The sequence below is a fragment of the Pseudoalteromonas sp. KG3 genome (assembly GCF_030436385.1).
Classification (GTDB): domain Bacteria; phylum Pseudomonadota; class Gammaproteobacteria; order Enterobacterales; family Alteromonadaceae; genus Pseudoalteromonas; species Pseudoalteromonas prydzensis.
In genome coordinates this window covers 3,592,995-3,610,211 of sequence record NZ_CP098523.1, presented here as the reverse complement: position 1 = coordinate 3,610,211, position 17,217 = coordinate 3,592,995, and the positions used below count along the sequence as shown (strand labels likewise).

The following is a 17,217-nucleotide window of genomic DNA, read 5'->3' as shown; positions in this document are numbered from 1 at the left end:
TGTGCCGCTGTTATAATTATTTTACCTTCAGTACGAAGGTTAGAACAAACCCATTAGCTTAATCAGTTCAGTTATAAACACAACTTAAATCGATCAGCGACAAGCTGAGCACTGCCTTTTCAGATCAAGGCTTATTTAGTATTGCTTCATAAATCAGTGAAATAATTGAGCCATATTTTCCGGTCTCGAACTTTTTACCCACAAACTCATAGTGTTTTTCACTGCCTTCTATTGGTGTGTGGCGTGTATTGGTTAGCAAAACAATGGCTAAATCATACGCAGGATCTATCACTGTTACGGTGCCAGTCCAACCGGTATGGCCATACGCTTGCGAGCTTGCGTATGGGCCAAAATGCCATTGTAACGCACCATTACCGGCACGACGCCAGCCTAAACCATAGCTTTCATCACTTGCTTGTGGTGCAATAAATTGCTCAAGTACTTGCGGGGTAAACATTTGTTTATCGCCATAGCCACCGCGATTTAATAACAGTTGCGCAAGCACACTTAAATCTTGCCCAGTACTAAATAACCCTGCGTGACCGGCTACGCCACCTAAGGCATAAAACGCTTTTTCGTCGTGTACTTGCCCTTGTAAAACATCAGTGCGTACGTTATCAAAATTAATTCGTCCACCTCGGGTGTTACCTTGCAGTTCTGTGGCGGCAATTTGATTTTTAGTAATGCCTTTTTGCAATGGATTATACATTGTACGGGTTAAACCAAGCGGCTGATAAATTTGTCCTTCTACGTAGTTATCAAGCGACTGGCCGCAGAGTCGCTCAACTAACACGCCGAGTAACATGTAATCTACGTCTGAATATAAATGTTTAACGTTACGACCAGCTACAAATGGCACGCCGGTTAGTAATAAGTTTTTAGTGCGTAAACTATTTTGTGAAAAAAACCGCTCGCCAAATTTATTATCTTTACGATGAAAATCCACCACCGCTGGGTAGCCTGCGCTGTGGGTCAATAAATCTTTAACTAAGCGCTGCTCGCGTCCTGCTCCTCTAAATTCTGGTAAGTAATAAAACAATGGTTTTTCTACATCAACTTTACCTTCACTGGCTAATTTCATTAACGCTAAGTTAGTGGCAAACATTTTTGAATTAGAGGCGATATCAAATAACGTATCGCTTTTCATCTGCTGCGGCTGCGCTAATAATGAGCCATCGGCTTGGTATTTTTTTGCATCGCCATAGTGGCTTAATTTTACTAGTTGACCATCTTTGATCACTGCCAATACGGCACCAGGAAATCCCGCCGCCACCTCTTCGTTGATCAGCTCATCAACGTGACTAAACACATTTGATTTTAAAGGCTTAGTTGCAAGTGTTGGATAAGGAAAGCGTAATGTTAAGCTTGCCCCTTCAGGTTGCACATTCTCAACTTTAAAGGTATTGCTGCCATTATGAGTACGTTTAGATAAGCTATATTCGTACACTTTATTAGCAGTAAATGGTTGAGCAATATTTATTTTTTCACCATTAATAAAAATATCAGCGCTGCTTGCAGTGTTATTTTCAATAATGATTTGGCCTCGGCCTTTATACGCTTTAAACGTACCGCGATCGTTAACCAAGCTGCGAGAGCTAGGATTAGGATTTGGTATGTGCAGTACTACTTGTGCATTAGCCAGTGGTTCAACAACTTGCTCAGGTGCAGTTTGCTGTTGTTGATATTGCTGCATTAACTTTGCGGCTTTTTTCGGAAAATATTTTTCCATTAAAGCAAACAATACCGCAGCACTGCGTGCATCTGCATTACCACTTACATGCCAAGGTAAAAAGTGCATTTGAAAGGCACTTAACGTATCAAGAGTTTGTGGGTCAAGTTGATTAGTCGCTTGTACATCATAGCCATAACCACGTAACGCTGTTTGCATTAAACCAACAGATGGTTTTACTAAGCTAAATTGCTGCCAATACTTATCAACAGTATCACTGTCATACCATGCACCAATACCAGCCTGATATAGTTGATACCATGGAAAACGCGGACCCGGATCGTTTTTACGCGTCGGCGCTATATCTGAGTGGCCTACAACCTGAGTAGGGCCAATGTCAGGATTGCGCGCCAAAATACCTTTACTGAGTTCAATCAATAACGCCATTTGTTTAGCGTCATAATCCGGGAAAATACACAATTTTGCAGCGTCATTTTCCATCTGCACATCAGCTTTTCCTTCAGGGTAGTGACAGCTTGGTACATTTACTATTTCAATACCAATTGATTGATCGTTTAACTCTTCACGACCTTGCCAATAGCTTCGCCCTGCATGCCACGCTCTATCATGTTCATCAACCAGTTGAATTACTTTTAACTGCTCTTCTGGATAGCTGGCATCATTCGACTCTGGTAATAAGTAATGAGCACTCAACCCGCCCTCTTCCACCAGCACACGCATTGATTTTTCATAATCAATAGCGGTGTAATGCATCACCAAAAACTTAACACGGTGACTATAATTAGCTGATTGTGTAAATTCATACGTAGTTGAAGCGCAACTAACTAACAGCACAGTTGCAGCAGTTAAACTAAGTTTTTTAAACCAAGATAAAAACGTCATAACTTTCTCATTACTGATTGCTTAGCGTAAACACCAACAAGAGGATCACTAACAGTGATAAGTGCATTTCATAAGCAAATAAATATAGTCGTAGTGTTGTCATTTTAGTATGCACAACAAAATGTAGCCTAAACATTATCATAGTGAAGCAGCTTGTAAATAATTTATTTATTATCATTTACAGGTAAGAGATATTTTATCCCCAATTAAGACGTAGCGAGTTCACTCTCCTTAAAAATCGATTACTTAGTGGTATTGGTTGTTGTAAATTTAGCTAATTAAAATTATATTATTCCAATTATTCTTGAAGAATATTCCAAAACATAATATCGTTCATTACGAATAATTTATTTGCTTTGTACGCATAGGCACAAGAGTAAAACAAAGACGGTTACATTCGAACCCACATTGAGTACAAACTTATTTCGATTAATGCTATAAATACGCCAAATATAAAAATAAGCGAGTAGTATGTCTACATTTGTAAAAATTAAAGCCTTACGTCAGTCTCTGTCGAGCAGCGAAGCCAAACTAGCAGACTTCACCTTGAACTCCGCTAATGCTATTCGCAACCTCTCATCCGTAGAGCTGGCCAAAGTGGTGGGTGTAAGCCAGTCGAGTGTTGTGAAATTTTCGCAAAAGCTGGGTTATAAAGGTTTTCCTGCTTTTAAACTGGCAGTTATTGATGCGCTCAATGATGAAACGTCAGAACCCAAGCTACACGGAAAAATTACGTTAAACGATTCTTTAGAACAAATTGCTGAAAAGCTACTCAGCAGTAAGCTGGCCGTGCTGACTGAAACAAAAAATCTCAATGAAGCTGCCGCAATTGAGCAAGCAGTCAGTTTATTAAAGTCCGCCAAACGAATTTTGATTTGTGGTTTAGGCGGCTCAGCTCTAGTGGCTAAAGATTTCTCTTATAAGTTGCAAAAGTTAGGTATGCCAGCCATTGCTGAACCCGATGGTCATGCACAACTAGCTTATGTATCGACCTTCGCTAAAGGCGATTTAGTAATTGCGATCAGTGAATCGGGTGTCACCAGAGAAATTGCTGAAGTAGTAAAACAAGCTAAAAAGAACGACAGTTATGTGATCTCTGTTACTAAATTTGGTAGTAGCCCTGTTGCTGATCAAGCCAATGTAAGGCTGTATTCTGTGGCAGAAAAAGAGTCAGTAAGGTTATCATCAATTCTTGCCCGTACCGCGCAAGATTTTGTAATTGACATTCTATTTATCGCCCTAACGCAGTCAAGCCGCCAAGGTCGTAAGTTATTAGAACATTCAAATGATGTGGTTGGAGAGTTCAGAAACCACTAAACGTAAACAACCAAACAGGTATAACTCATCCCTGTTTGGTTTTTCTCTGTAAATATTCCCCGCTTTCCTTATTATACAAACCAGTCACGCCAAAAATATAAATTATTTTAACAATAAAGATTTCAATGTAATTTATTAGTCCCTATAAAAACACCTACTTTGATTTAAATTCAAACTATTAAAAATACTGTACTTATATATTCCAAAAACCATCAAAAGATAAATTACAAATTTAAAACAACAACTTAAATTAATTCTATTGCACTAAAACGTGATGTATTGAAAATAATAGTGAGCTAAAAGAACATCACCTCAACTGTTTTTATATATTTTATTTCTATAACTACCAATTATTAGAAAAAAATATTCTTGACCATTCTCTGCAACAGCTGTTTAATATATTGGCAACAAGTTTATGACTCTAGAGTGGATAATTAGTCCGGAGCGATAGACAAATTATAATAAAAGGACGGGGAAAACAATGAAAAAACATGTACCAACCTTCACTATAAGCTCGTTAGCGCAGGCCACACACCGCGCTCTGAGGGTTCCTAAAACTGCAATAACCACCGCTATAATAGCTGCCTCGCTGGCAAGTGCTCCTGCATTCGCGAATTTAAACGGTAGCATTAAAGGCAAGGTAAAAACCGAGCAAGCAAACCAATCACTAGCGGGTATTACTGTCACAGCTCGTAGTAACGTCATGCCAAAAGCACGTACCGTAACAACTAAAGAAGACGGCTCATACGATTTACCACAGCTAAAGCCTGGCACTTACGAGCTGACCTTTGAAGACAGCAGCGGCGTTACACAAACAATAACTGTTGATGTGCTACTAGAGCAAACCTCAAGTGCTAATGTTGTACTTGGCGGTAAAAAAGATAATGTTGAAGTAATTACAGTGACAGGTAGTAAACTGTTTCGACAAGGTAAATCAGCACTCACAAACTCATTAGGTGAAGAGGGAATTAATAATGTCCCTGTAGGTCAAGATTACCGAGACCTTTTGAAGCTTGTCCCTGGTATAGAACTTTCAGCAAATTCAACGTTGGGCCCATCAGCGGGTGGCTCAGGTGTTGATAACTCGTATGGCTTTGATGGTGTTAATGTGTCATTGCCGATGTATGGAAACTTAGCTTCAGAGCCATCAACACACGATGTTGCCTTTGTTACTATGGATCGTGGCGGTGCAAAAGCGGTCGGCTTTAACCGTTCTGGTGGCTTTTCAATTGACACAGTATCAAAATCTGGTACGGATGAATTCCACGGTAATATAGAATACAAAATACAACCAAAAACCTTTGTTGCAACGCCAGTCGGTGAAGAGAGCTTTGAGCTTGATAAAAATTGGTTAACCGCCAGTTTAAGCGGTCCACTTATTGAAGATACATTATATTTTTACACCTCTTATTACCGTCCTGAAGAGACCAAAGCAAACAAAAACACAGCCTATGGCGAAGTAAAAGATTATGAGAGTATCCGCGACGAATACTTTGCTAAATTAACCTGGGCACCAACTGATGATATTTTGATAAATATCTCGCAACGTACCTCAGATAAAGAAGTGAAAGGCGATTCGATTGCGGCTTACGAGATGGACACTGTATCGGTCGGTAGTAAAGCTGATCAAGATATCTTTACTTTAGATGGTTCATGGATCTTAGGATCTGCAACCACACTTTCGTTCCAATATAGTAAGTTTGAATTAGAAACTGGCTCACAGCCTGATACGCCATTAAGTGTCGTCCCCTCTTTATCGAGTCAGCTTGATATTAATAACTTAGCGCAAATGGGTTATTTTTCAGTGCCAAGCTTAAGGGATTATGATCCAGATGAAGGATTTAGCGAAGCACAAATTGCCGCCTATAATGCTGGCGCAACGGCATTAATTAATACCTATGGCTATCTTGAAGACGGTGTGATGAAAGGCAGTGGTGGTGTTGGTGCATTCGCTACTTATGACAATCAAAACTTTTATCGTGATTCATTTGAAGTTAGTTTAGAGCATGAACTTAGCTGGGGCGATGCATATCACACACTTCATTTTGGCGCGAAATGGGAAGAAGGCGAAGAGCAACTAACCAGACTCTCTAACGGTTGGGGTTCAATTGCATACATTGGTGGCTTAGTTGATGCTGATGCAAACACTGATGGTTTTGATCCTGCAAATGCTATCTATCGAGCTCGAGTCCAACAAATGAGTTTAGCAACGGCTGATGGCGCGCCTGTTACGGGCATTAACTCTGAAACACGCAGCCTAAACTTTGAAATTAACGATACCATTGAAGTGGGTGATTGGACTTATAACTTAGGATTATTGGTCAGCCAAGACACGTGGTATGGTCAAGGCTTAAAAGCTAAATCGGGTACTATTTCTGGTTATGAAGTTGCCCCAGGTCACAAGTACCAAATGTACCAAACAGACTGGAAAGATATGCTACAACCTCGTTTAGGTGCAACATGGACTTATTCTGACGAGGATTCCGTATTTGCAAACTTTGCGATTTATAATCCTGAAGCAAGTTCATTATCTCGCGCAGCATCATGGGATCGCAATACCCGTGCCGAAATTGAGTTATTACTAGATGAAGCCGGTAATATTCTATCATCTTCACCTAGAAATGGTTCGTCTGGTAAAGTATTCCAAGATGATATGAAACCACGTCGTATTAACGAATTTACTATCGGAACCACTAAGTATGTTGGTTCTGACTTAGTATTACGTGCCCATGTTCGTCATCGTAAAGGCATGCACTTTTGGGAGGATATGCCAAACAATGCGCGCCTAACTGATTACTCAACTGTTGATGCTGAAGGTGTACCGCAACACATTGCAGATAAAGGCTTATATGTAGCTAACTTAGCTGATATTCGTGACGAAATTGGTGGTTCATCTTATGTTATTGCCGAGGTTGATGGCGGCGAAACCAAATACTGGGAAGCCAGCCTAGAAGCTGAATACATGGGCGAAAACAGCTATGTTAATGCCTCATATGTATGGAGTCATTACTACGGTAACTTTGACCAAGATAACACCACAACAAGCAATGATGCGAATAACTTTATTGGTTCATCTTACTATGGCGATGGTCGTGGTCGTTACTCTTGGGATAATCGCTATGGCACACTCTCAGGTGATAAACCTCACCTGTTAAAAGTATACGGTTACTATACTCTTCCTTGGCAAGCTAACTTAGGGGCGTACTTCGTATTCCAATCAGGTAAAGCATGGGAAGCATGGGATGGCACAACATACGGCTACCCTACAAGCCATATTAGCCGCTATGCAGAGTCTGCTGGTAGTCGTCGCACTGCTAGCCATTGGCAACTTGACTTAAACTATACGCAAGACTTTACGTTCTCTGGTGATATGGAACTACAATTTCGTGCTGATCTCTTCAACGTATTTAATCGTCAAACCGGTTATAACAAAAACCCGTATGTACTTGATGAGAAGTTTGGCGAATCGCGTAGCTACTACAATCCACGTAGCTTACAGTTATCAGTTAACTTTAAGTTTTAATCTAATGGATTAAAGTAAGTGCTCAATGGGCGCTTATTTCCCCATCCATGGTAAGGCCACAATTGTGGCCTTTTTTAATGCCCTTTTTAATGACTAATAACTCAACTCATCCCAATACACAACAAACACCTTGTTTGCTTTTATCTCTGCTCGTAGCAAAGTTAAACTGTAGGTCGCGGATTTATCCAGACATATAAAGCAAAGGTTTAACGTCATTGTTGTGAGGTGAACTCGCTACAAATATTCCACCACACAACATTGATTTAAAACTAAAAACGCAGCCTAAGCTGCGTTTTTAAGTTGATAAATAAACAATACTTATTGATATAACAGATACGGCGCGCGTTGCTGTTTAAAGCGTGCTAAATCTTGCTGCCAGCTTTGTTTAATTTGCTGCTCAGACTGCCCTGCTTCAATGGCTAAACGCAGCTTGTCTGTGCCCGCCAGTTTATCCAAAAAGTCTGCGCGTTCAAAAAACGTTTGCTGATGCTCTGTTAAGGTGTTGTAGGCGCTAATAAATAAGCTTAAATCGAGCCCCTTTATTGCGCTGTCACGTAAATCTAAGCCTTGCACCGCAATCCCTTTAAATTTTGGGTTCATAGATGCACCTTTAATCGCACGGGGGGTGAAACTAAATTCCCCTAGCGGCGTTGGTGAATAGCCGACTACTTGAAATGGAAAGTCTGTACCACGACCAATGGTTATTGGCGTTGCTTCAAAAAAGCATAATGACGGATAAAGCGCAATTGACTGATCATTAGGTAAATTTGGGCTTGGTTTAACTGGTAAGCTGTATGTCATATCGCGGCTATAATTAGCTACTGGCACAACCGTTAAGCTAAGTGCTTGAGCTTGATCTATCCAGCCTTCGCCCTTAATCATTTTAGCCAGCTCGCCCACAGTCATACCATGTAGTACGGGAATTTCATGCATGCCCACAAACGACTGGAATTTTAAATCTAAAACTGGGCCGTCAACATAGGCAATATTTGGGTTTGGTCTATCCAGTACGATAAATTCAAGGTTGTTCTGCGCCGCGGCTTCCATCATGTAATGCATTGAGCTGATATAAGTGTAAAAGCGCACGCCAACATCTTGGATATCAAAAATGATCACGTCTAATTCACTTAATACTGCCGCATCCGGCTTTTTATTACTGCCGTAAATAGACACCACATCGATACCCGTTTTTGCATCCACGGTACTTTTTACATGAGCGCCTGCATCATGATCGCCACGAAAGCCATGTTCAGGAGCAAATATTTTAGTTACATTTACGCCTTTATCACGCAATAAATCAACAATGTGAATGCCATCAACTTGTGAAGTTTGATTAACCACTAAGCCAACTCGCTTACCCTCAAGTTGAGGCAAGTACTGCTGGTACTGTACTGCACCAACAGTCATTGTCGCCTCTACTGAAGCACTCTTTTCAGCGCTCTGCTGAGCACAGGCGCTCAACATCAAACACTGTAAAATAACCAATATTCTGATCAACATTTACAGCTCCACCGCTTTGCGTAAAAAGCCATCGGCTTGGTTTAACATTTGCTCAGCTTGCGCTGCATCTTTACCTGTTAAGATAATTAAAATAGCTAATTTGGCACTTTGCTTGGCTTGGGCAAGAGCTTCAACGCCCTGTTGATGGGTGCAATCGGTTGCTTGCATCACAATACGAATAGCACGAGCATGCAGTTTTTCATTACTGGCATTCACATCAACCATCAAGTTTTTATACACTTTACCTGTACGGATCATGCTTGCAGTACTCAACATATTAAGTACCAGCTTTTGCGCTGTGCCTGATTTCATGCGCGTTGAACCCGTTACCGCTTCTGCACCTACTACCGGGCAAATACCAATATCAGGCTGTTTCATCACCGCTGAGTCTGGGTTGCAAGTCACCCCTACAGTGGTACAACCTACTGATTTAGCGTAATCAATAGCGGCGCGTACATAGGGCGTACGGCCACTGGCGGCAATGCCAACTACAACATCTTTTGCTTGTAGGTTTATTGCCTTAAGATCTTCTACACCGAGTGTTAAGCTATCTTCGGCGCCTTCTACCGCTTTTTTAAACGCTGTTTCACCACCGGCAATAATGCCCATCACTTGTTGATCGCTTACACTATAGGTCGGTGCGCATTCAACCGCATCTAAGATCCCAAGTCGGCCACTGGTACCTGCACCAATATAAATGAGTCGGCCGCCTTGCTTAAACGCGGTCACTATATGATCAACCGCTTTGGCTATTTCCGGGATCACGAGTTTTACAGCTTCTGCAACCTTTTGATCTTCATTATTAATTTTCGTTAATATCTCAGTACTATCAAGTAAATCAATATCTAGGGTATCTAGATTTTGTCCTTCTGAGACAATCCCATTCAGTTCTTCTAAAAGCGCGCGCTGCTGGTTAAAAACATACTCAGGGCTCATCGCGTAATCCTTTTGTGGTCAATTTTTTAACTTGGTCGGTGGCTAAAATCACCGCCCCAACTAACGAATCCCCTAGACGGGGAGATAAATTCAGTTGTGTGTTTTCATTTAATAATGCAATAGTTACGTCCGCTAAACCGCCAATAATTATGACTGGTAACTGGCTCTGACCACGACATTTTTCAATCAATCGCTCTACTTGGCGTGCATGTTCGCCCAGTACCGCATCTGCGAGGTGGCATTGATTTTTTAAACTAAAAATAAGCGGGCTAAAACGGGCATAGTCCACCGCTTTGGCATTTAGTAGCCAAGCGGAAATATGTTCACGATCACCACCAATTTGTTCACTTAACTGTTTTGTTAACGGGTTTTGCGGCTGGTCAAAGCGATCTATTTCATCTAACAAGCGTTGTACTGCGCTTAACCCTAAACGCGCTCCACCGCCAAAATCATCGACTGAAAACCCCCAGCCTCCGATTAATTTAGTGTCGCCTTGTACTGTTAATCTTGCCCCTACAGCACCAGTGCCTAAAGCAAGCATTGCGACCGGCTGACCAAGGTTAGCGCCGTATAATGAGGTTATGGCATCACTGACAATCATCAGCTGTGCAAACTCAATATCGCAGCCAAGCTGTAAAGTAGCTGTAACTCGCTCAACTAAGGCTTTTGATGAACCACCGGCTAACCCCATGACCGCTAATATCTGACTATGTTGTGCACCACTTTGCTCACATACACTGTTGATCACCTGCTGCAAACTGCTTATTGCCGTATTAAAATCATTGTAAATCGACGCCTCACCTGCGTGAGCGATATATTCTTGAGCACTGTGCAAATGAATTAACTTGGCGACTGTTTTGGTGCCGCCACCATCTATTGCGAGAATATAATCTAGGTTCATACTTGCTCTGCTCCAACCGCCGTTTGGCCACGTTGGGCTAGCTGGGCTTTACCCAAACAGCATACTAAGGTCGATAATGCAGTACCAATACACAACTGCCAAGTAAAGCCTAAGTAAAAACGTGATGATTCAGGTAATAACCAGTCAATCATGTAAGGCTGCATTAATAGCGTTACCATAAAACCAACAATTAACGCCGCCAATACTGAGCCCTCACTACCCCGGTTTGTGAATAATGTTGTGAAGTACACACCTAATAAACCACTGTATGAAAATACCATCACACTGAGCGCAAATTTAAGCAGCGGCATATCACTGTATTGCTGCCAGAAGTAACAAATAATCGCCATCATTGCTAATGCGAAACTGACCACAGCCATGCCAACGCGCCCTGCTTTAACAAAATGATTATCAGCAACGTGTTTATTTTTAGCCGCTAAATAAGGACGATATAAATCCTGCACAATAACCGATGACATAGAGCTTAATCCTGAATTTAAGGTTGAAATAGCCGCAGCTATAATGCCCACGCTCACTAAACCTTTAACGCCAGCTGGCGCTTCATTCAATACGTAATACATAAAGATAGTGATTTTTTCACCATTGAACTCTTGCACCACTTGCGCGCCATCACTGTTCATTAATGTCGGCTGTTGGTACACGATGTACAGTAATAAGCCGATAAAGATAAACACCAACATCACGGGAATAACCATAACAATAGAAAGCAGCAATGCCTTACTGCCTTCTTTGTCACTTTTACAGGTGAGTAAGCGTTGTGTCATATCCTGATCAAGGCCAAAAGCCGCAATATTAAGCAGTACAAAACCGGTTAATACCGATGCCATGTTAAATACACCACTTGGGCCAAAGTCTAAATCAAACTTAAAAATAGCCAATTTAGAATCAGCACCTGGAGTTGGCTCATTTAAGGTTGCTAGAATAGTCGAAAAATCGGCAGGAATAAGGGTTAATAAGCACCAAATTACAGCGATGGCAGCACTAACATACACGACACTTTGCAGTACATCAGAATAAATAACACTGCGAATACCACCAAATACAGTGTACAGCAGGCCAGCTAGTGCCAGTAATAAAGTAGCAACAATGACGCTATCTGCATTGATATTGCCATATAAAATCATCGCGACAGCAATGGCTGCCATGTACAAACGAGCGCCACTGGCGAACACCCGGCCAAATAAGTACATAAGGCCACTACGGCATTTTGCTTTAGGGCCAATGCGCTTTTCGAGCAATTCATAAACCGTGTACACTTTTTGCTGATAAAACTTAGGGATCAGAAAAATAGACACTATAAACGCCGCAATAAATGCGCCAATATTAGTCGCTAAATACGATAAGTCGCCTTGATAACCTTGGTCGGGCCCACCAATAAAAGTAGCCGCAGATTGTGATGTCGCTAACACTGAAATAGCCACCATCCAGGTCGGCATGCTATTGCCGCCTAAAAAGAAGTCTTTACTTGAATTAGCGCGCTTGCGATTAAACCACCAACCACTGAGTAATAAAATTGCTCCGTAGCTTGCAAACACGAGCCAGTCTAGCAAAGTGTATTGTGCACTCATTTATTATCCCAATCTAAAACCAATTAATGGAATATATTATTCCATTAATTCAGTGAAAAGAAAACAGTTTTATTATTTTTTATAAAGCCAGATAACAAACAGGCTTTATGGTTATTATTTAATGGTAGGCAACTTCCAAAGCAATTGTTTTTGTTGATATTGTGAGGCAGGTAAACTCACAAGCAAGGGTTTTTTCTGCTCATCTAACCAGGCTAACAAAGTATCCATGTTTTGCTCTGTCATTGCCGTGCAGCCTGCTGTTGGTTTATTTTCTGCACGCCATAGGTGCATAAAAATACAACTGCCTGCACCATCAATGTTTTGACTATTGTGCTTAACGACTAGGCCTTTTTTATACAGGTTATCTTGGCTATAAATATCACGGCGCATCCACTCCGATGAACCTTTAACCGCGGCCTCACCAACGACCGATTTATCAACCATTTGGTTATAAAATGGTGAACCTTTGACATCAATACAATAATCATCAGCAGTCATGCCCTGATAAGTCATATTGGTGGTTAATGAATCTAAATAGCCAAATGCGGTGCCTAGCTCAAAAATTCCGGCAGGTGCTTTACCATCACCTTCTTGTTTTTGTACACCAGCTTGTTCTGGGTGTAAGCCAATTCCCCACGCTAAACCGGTGCGTCCCAATACCACACTGTGCTTTTGCCCTTGCTGCTGCCACTGCCCTGCAACTCGCTCAAATCGATATAACTGCGCATCAATTGCTTGCCAGTCATCGGCAACCACGACTACTAGCTGTTGACTTTGCGCTGGGATCAGAGTCTCGCTTGTAACCACCGTACTTGCACTATTAGCGCAGCCACTGAGCGCAGTTGTGGCAAGTAAAGTTATTATTATTTTCTTCATAAAGGCCAAACTCCATCGTTGATCGGTTGTAATGTATCGATACTTTTAATGCCCAGACCTGGGCCATCACTTAAGGTGATTGCGGGACCATTAAACTCAACACCGCCTTGCACCGGATCATATTGGCCCAGTGCTGGACCATCTAAATCTATTTTACTGATCTGCTGTGCTTTTGCCGACGCTAAATGCGCCGCCCCAGCAACGGCAATACTGCCTTCTAGCATGCAACCAATCATGCACTGAGCTTGATATTGGGCGGTAATATTGGCAATTTCGATGGCACGACTTAAGCCACCGGTTTTCATCACTTTAATATTTATAATATCAACAGCATTTTGTTCTAATAATTGAATGACCTGCTTTGGCGAAAACGCGCTTTCATCCGCCATAATGGGTGTGTTGACCCGTTCAGTAATATATTTTAAGCCTTTAAAGTCATCACTTTTTACCGGTTGTTCAACAAGCTCTAGTTCGACATTGTGGCTTTCTAGTTTCTGTAATGCAAACACCGTTTGTTTTGCATCCCAACCTTGATTGACATCCAAGCGAATTTTCGTTTGCTGACCAAAGCCCTGATAAATCGCTTTCACTCGCTCGATGTCTTGCTGTAGATCATTGCCTATTTTCACTTTCAAAATATCAAAGCCTTGCGACACAGCCAAAGCACAGTCACTGAGCATTTTATCTATATTATCAACACTGATGGTGATGTCGGTACGTAAGGTTTTACTGCCGCCGCCGAGTAATTTATACAGCGGTGCTTGGTATAATTTCCCCCATAAATCATAAACTGCCAACTCAAGCGCAGCTTTTGCACTGTAGTTTGCCACCACACTTGATTGGATCAGCTGGCATATTTGGTTGAGGTTTTCAATTTCCATACCTAGCAATTTGGGTGCTATAAATTGCTTGATCACACTGAGTATACTTTGGTGTGTGTCCCCCGTAATAACTGGGGTTGATGCTGCAGCACCGTAGCCAATTTCACCTTTATCGGTTTCAATGATCACCACTAAGTCTTCAATAAAGCTCACTTCACGCAGTGCGGTCTTAAAGGGTGTGACTAAGGGCACTTTTAGTTTGGCGAAACGTATTGCGGTAATTTTCATGGTTTACTCCTAGCGAATACGTTTAATGTTATAGGTGCGATCTAAATAGCTTTTTGTTTGCGATAAACGCAGTGGCAATAATGGCGTTACTGATACACCATTGAGCGAGCTTGAATAAAAACTGCCATCAGGCTTATTGTAACCTAGGCCTTTTACATCATGTATGATGTAAGGCTGGCCGTCTTGATCACCTAAATACATCATTACGTGGCCTGGTATATAAATTAGATCACCGACCTGCATTTTATTTACTATGGCAAGCTTCTGTTGCTCTGAGTTGGTATTATCAAAACGATAATTTATACCGTACTCACCCTTACCTTGCTGGCCCGAGTTTCGTGGCATTAATAAACCGAAGGTTTTATATATTTCCCCTACAAAACCGGTGCAATCACGGCCATTGTAATCATGCCCCCAACCATAACGCTCGCCTAAAAACTTAAATCCTTGTTTGACCAAATTTTGTTGGTTGTAAGGTAAATAGCCAAGGTTGACATCACTACTGCGACTAATCAGTGCCGGTTTTAACACTAACTGACCTTGCTGATCACGGGTTGGCAGTTGTACAACATAGCTTGCGTAAGTATTTTGCCCATGCAGTAAATTTGGTACCTGCTCCGCAGGCACTAAAGGCAGACGCACTCCCATATCTAATTGTACTTGTGATGTACTGCTATCATCTGGCACATAAGCAGTGTTAACTTTAGCACCAGTGACCAATAAAAAATCATCGTTATTTTTGAATTCACGTAACTTTGCTTTATTTGAAGTCGCAATATCCGCTTTTGGTGCCCAAGCTAAATAATTATATGCACGCACAAGTAACCATTTTTTATCTGCGCTTTCATGCAATACAGCAACGGTATCACCTGGGAACAAGCCGCTTTCTTGGAAACGATCTAGGTCTTTATCTAAACCACTATTTAACACTCGATCCCAAGTTGGAAATGTACGCAGAGCAGTACGTTTTACTACCATGGCGTAACTAACTTGATTGTTATCTGCCAGCGCATCTAGGTTCAAGTTAGCTTGATATTTTGCAAAGTGCTTAGCAGTTAACGGGCTACCATTAGGATAAAAGCGCGGACTTTTTGGGACCGCACTAATACTTAAAATATGCGTTTTTAACTGCTCACGAGTTAGCTGTGAGGCAAACTCAAGTGGATCAACTATATGTTCATTTTCTGCAATTAAGTGTTTATTAAACGCCGTAATTTGCGCTGCACTCATCAGCGTTTTATCAGTCACTTGGCTTAACCAGTGCTGTGGTGTTAATTGTGATTGAGTAACCCCAATAACGTCAGACTGCCACGTATTAGCCTCTGCCACTGCGGGTGCCATAATTACGAAACTGGCTAATGAAATACTTAGGGCGATAAGTGTTTGTCGCATTCGGGTAGTCCTCTATTTTCAATTTGCTTTATAAATTGTGTGATACTGCCTTTATTGGCTATTCGGTATCAGTAATTGTTTAAATGCCTGAGTAAAATTAGCCTGCATTTGTAACCCTGTCGCGGCTAAGTTTTCTTCACTTGCACCTGGCACACTATTTTGTGCTGCTAAAGTGAACTCTCGTCCACCTTGGATAAACGGTAAATAAACATGCGCTAACATTACCGTTTCTGTGGTTGCGCGAGTTTCACTCGGCCCCCAACCTATTTTTTGCCATACTCGCCATTGTCCCTGTGTTAATTCATCCAGTACTTGTTTTGCAGGCCGAGTATCATTAGGAGCTAAAGCGTGTGCTAATGACTCAGAGATCATTTGACTGATACCTTGCATCATACCACCCACTTCCACGGTTTTATCTGTATGCCCCGTACCATTAAAAAGTACATCAACATCTTGTGCGTGCAAAAATGGCTGTTGCGTTAGTGGCTCTCTCGTATGGCTCGCTAAGCGCTTTAACCATTCTGCTTGCGCTAACGTTGTCATTGCTTTATTTCCGGTTAAACCACAGCCATCACAGCGATAACCTAAATAAGCAGGATCATCACCATTAGCAGTAAAATAAGCGATATCACTACTAATAGTGTCACTGTCAATACTTTGCCAACGAGTCGTGCTAGGGGTAAAAACGTCTGTCGCATACGCACCTTTAAACATAATCCGAGAATCATTGAGCTTTAGCCAACTATCTGCAAATAACTTAGTTAAATATTCACGCCCAGCAACGTTAATGAAATAGCTGGCAATAGCATTTGAGTTGCCGTCAGCACTGCCAAAAGGTGCATAACTGTTAATGCTAGTGATCAAATCAGCGACATTACTCTTACCGATTATGGCACGTGCCCCCAGCTTTGCGTTAGTTGCTCTTACTTTTGCGATTGCGCCACTAAATGCTTGGACTTTAGATGAACTCCACGGTTCATATAAATCATCTTGGCTGCCATTTGCTAAATAACGATAGGCCAACTGACTACCTTGCTGTTGGTAATCAATTACTAATAACTTTCCTTTTGCTGCGGGAATATCAAAATATTGCCAATCAGCAGCAACTCGTTGTTGCCAACCTGCTTTGCTGTAATCAACGTCACTCGCCGTTTTATATCGAAATTGCGCAGCATGGTTTGCAACCGAGTGCTCTCCCATTGCGATATTTGTAAGATCAGCCGGTAAAATGGGCGCAGCTAACATCACCTGCTGATAAAACTGCTGATGTTGCTCTGCTGGCGTTATAGGTGCCTTTTGTTGTGTTTGGCTTTGGCATGCAACAAGCATAGCGACTAAACTCACACAGGTTAGTTTCAGTGCTACTTTTTTTAGTTTAGCTAGAATCAACTTAAATTCCTTTTAATTATTATTCTTGGAATATTTTATTAAAAATAACATATTTTCCGCCACAAGCAAATATTTGCATCCAATTAACATCACTAAACGTATTAGTATTAAAT

The 17,217-nt window shown here is 41.5% G+C and carries 11 protein-coding genes; 2 read left to right on the top strand and 9 right to left on the bottom strand.

Annotated elements, in window-relative coordinates; all coding sequences use genetic code 11:
* Positions 1–124: 124 nt before the first annotated feature.
* Positions 125–2,572 (bottom strand): penicillin binding protein PBP4B, encoded by a 2,448-nt coding sequence (gene pbp4b, locus NDQ71_RS16950; protein WP_301561902.1) that lies wholly within the window; start codon positions 2,570–2,572, stop codon positions 125–127.
* A 471-nt stretch (positions 2,573–3,043) separates the two neighbouring features.
* Here pbp4b and NDQ71_RS16945 point away from each other — a divergent pair, with 471 nt between their 5' ends.
* Together NDQ71_RS16945 and NDQ71_RS16940 are read left to right on the top strand one after the other, a co-directional pair.
* Positions 3,044–3,889, top strand: a complete 846-nt coding sequence (locus NDQ71_RS16945; RefSeq protein WP_301561901.1) for a MurR/RpiR family transcriptional regulator — start codon at positions 3,044–3,046, stop codon at positions 3,887–3,889.
* Positions 3,890–4,370: 481 nt separating this feature from the next.
* The gene (locus NDQ71_RS16940; RefSeq protein ID WP_301561900.1) at positions 4,371–7,412 is read left to right on the top strand and encodes a TonB-dependent receptor; all 3,042 of its coding nucleotides are present in this window, start codon (positions 4,371–4,373) and stop codon (positions 7,410–7,412) included.
* Between the two features lie 318 nt (positions 7,413–7,730).
* Here the strand turns inward: NDQ71_RS16940 and NDQ71_RS16935 are convergent, their stop codons facing one another.
* The 8 genes from NDQ71_RS16935 to NDQ71_RS16900 all read right to left on the bottom strand — a co-directional run bounded on the left by NDQ71_RS16935 (position 7,731) and on the right by NDQ71_RS16900 (position 17,104).
* Positions 7,731–8,876 (bottom strand): DUF1343 domain-containing protein, encoded by a 1,146-nt coding sequence (locus NDQ71_RS16935; RefSeq protein WP_301562683.1) that lies wholly within the window; start codon positions 8,874–8,876, stop codon positions 7,731–7,733.
* Between the two features lie 36 nt (positions 8,877–8,912).
* A complete protein-coding gene (murQ, locus tag NDQ71_RS16930; RefSeq protein WP_064665769.1) occupies positions 8,913–9,848 on the bottom strand; it encodes an N-acetylmuramic acid 6-phosphate etherase in 936 nt (311 codons plus the stop codon).
* Positions 9,838–10,749 carry a BadF/BadG/BcrA/BcrD ATPase family protein gene (locus NDQ71_RS16925; RefSeq protein ID WP_301561899.1) on the bottom strand — a complete coding sequence of 304 codons (912 nt, stop codon included), beginning with the start codon at positions 10,747–10,749 and terminating at the stop codon, positions 9,838–9,840. Before NDQ71_RS16925 ends, murQ begins: the two co-directional genes overlap by 11 nt.
* A complete protein-coding gene (locus tag NDQ71_RS16920; protein ID WP_301561898.1) occupies positions 10,746–12,338 on the bottom strand; it encodes a sodium:solute symporter in 1,593 nt (530 codons plus the stop codon). The genes NDQ71_RS16925 and NDQ71_RS16920 overlap by 4 nt, the downstream gene beginning before the upstream one ends.
* A 114-nt stretch (positions 12,339–12,452) precedes the next feature.
* Positions 12,453–13,214, bottom strand: a complete 762-nt coding sequence (locus NDQ71_RS16915; protein WP_301561897.1) for a L,D-transpeptidase family protein — start codon at positions 13,212–13,214, stop codon at positions 12,453–12,455.
* The gene (locus NDQ71_RS16910; RefSeq protein WP_301561896.1) at positions 13,211–14,323 is read right to left on the bottom strand and encodes a mandelate racemase/muconate lactonizing enzyme family protein; all 1,113 of its coding nucleotides are present in this window, start codon (positions 14,321–14,323) and stop codon (positions 13,211–13,213) included. The genes NDQ71_RS16915 and NDQ71_RS16910 overlap by 4 nt, the downstream gene beginning before the upstream one ends.
* A gap of 9 nt (positions 14,324–14,332) precedes the next feature.
* Positions 14,333–15,715, bottom strand: coding sequence for an NlpC/P60 family protein (locus NDQ71_RS16905; protein ID WP_301561895.1), 1,383 nt, complete (start codon positions 15,713–15,715; stop codon positions 14,333–14,335).
* A 51-nt stretch (positions 15,716–15,766) separates the two neighbouring features.
* A complete protein-coding gene (locus NDQ71_RS16900; protein ID WP_301561894.1) occupies positions 15,767–17,104 on the bottom strand; it encodes a hypothetical protein in 1,338 nt (445 codons plus the stop codon).
* Between the last annotated feature and the right edge of the window lie 113 nt (positions 17,105–17,217).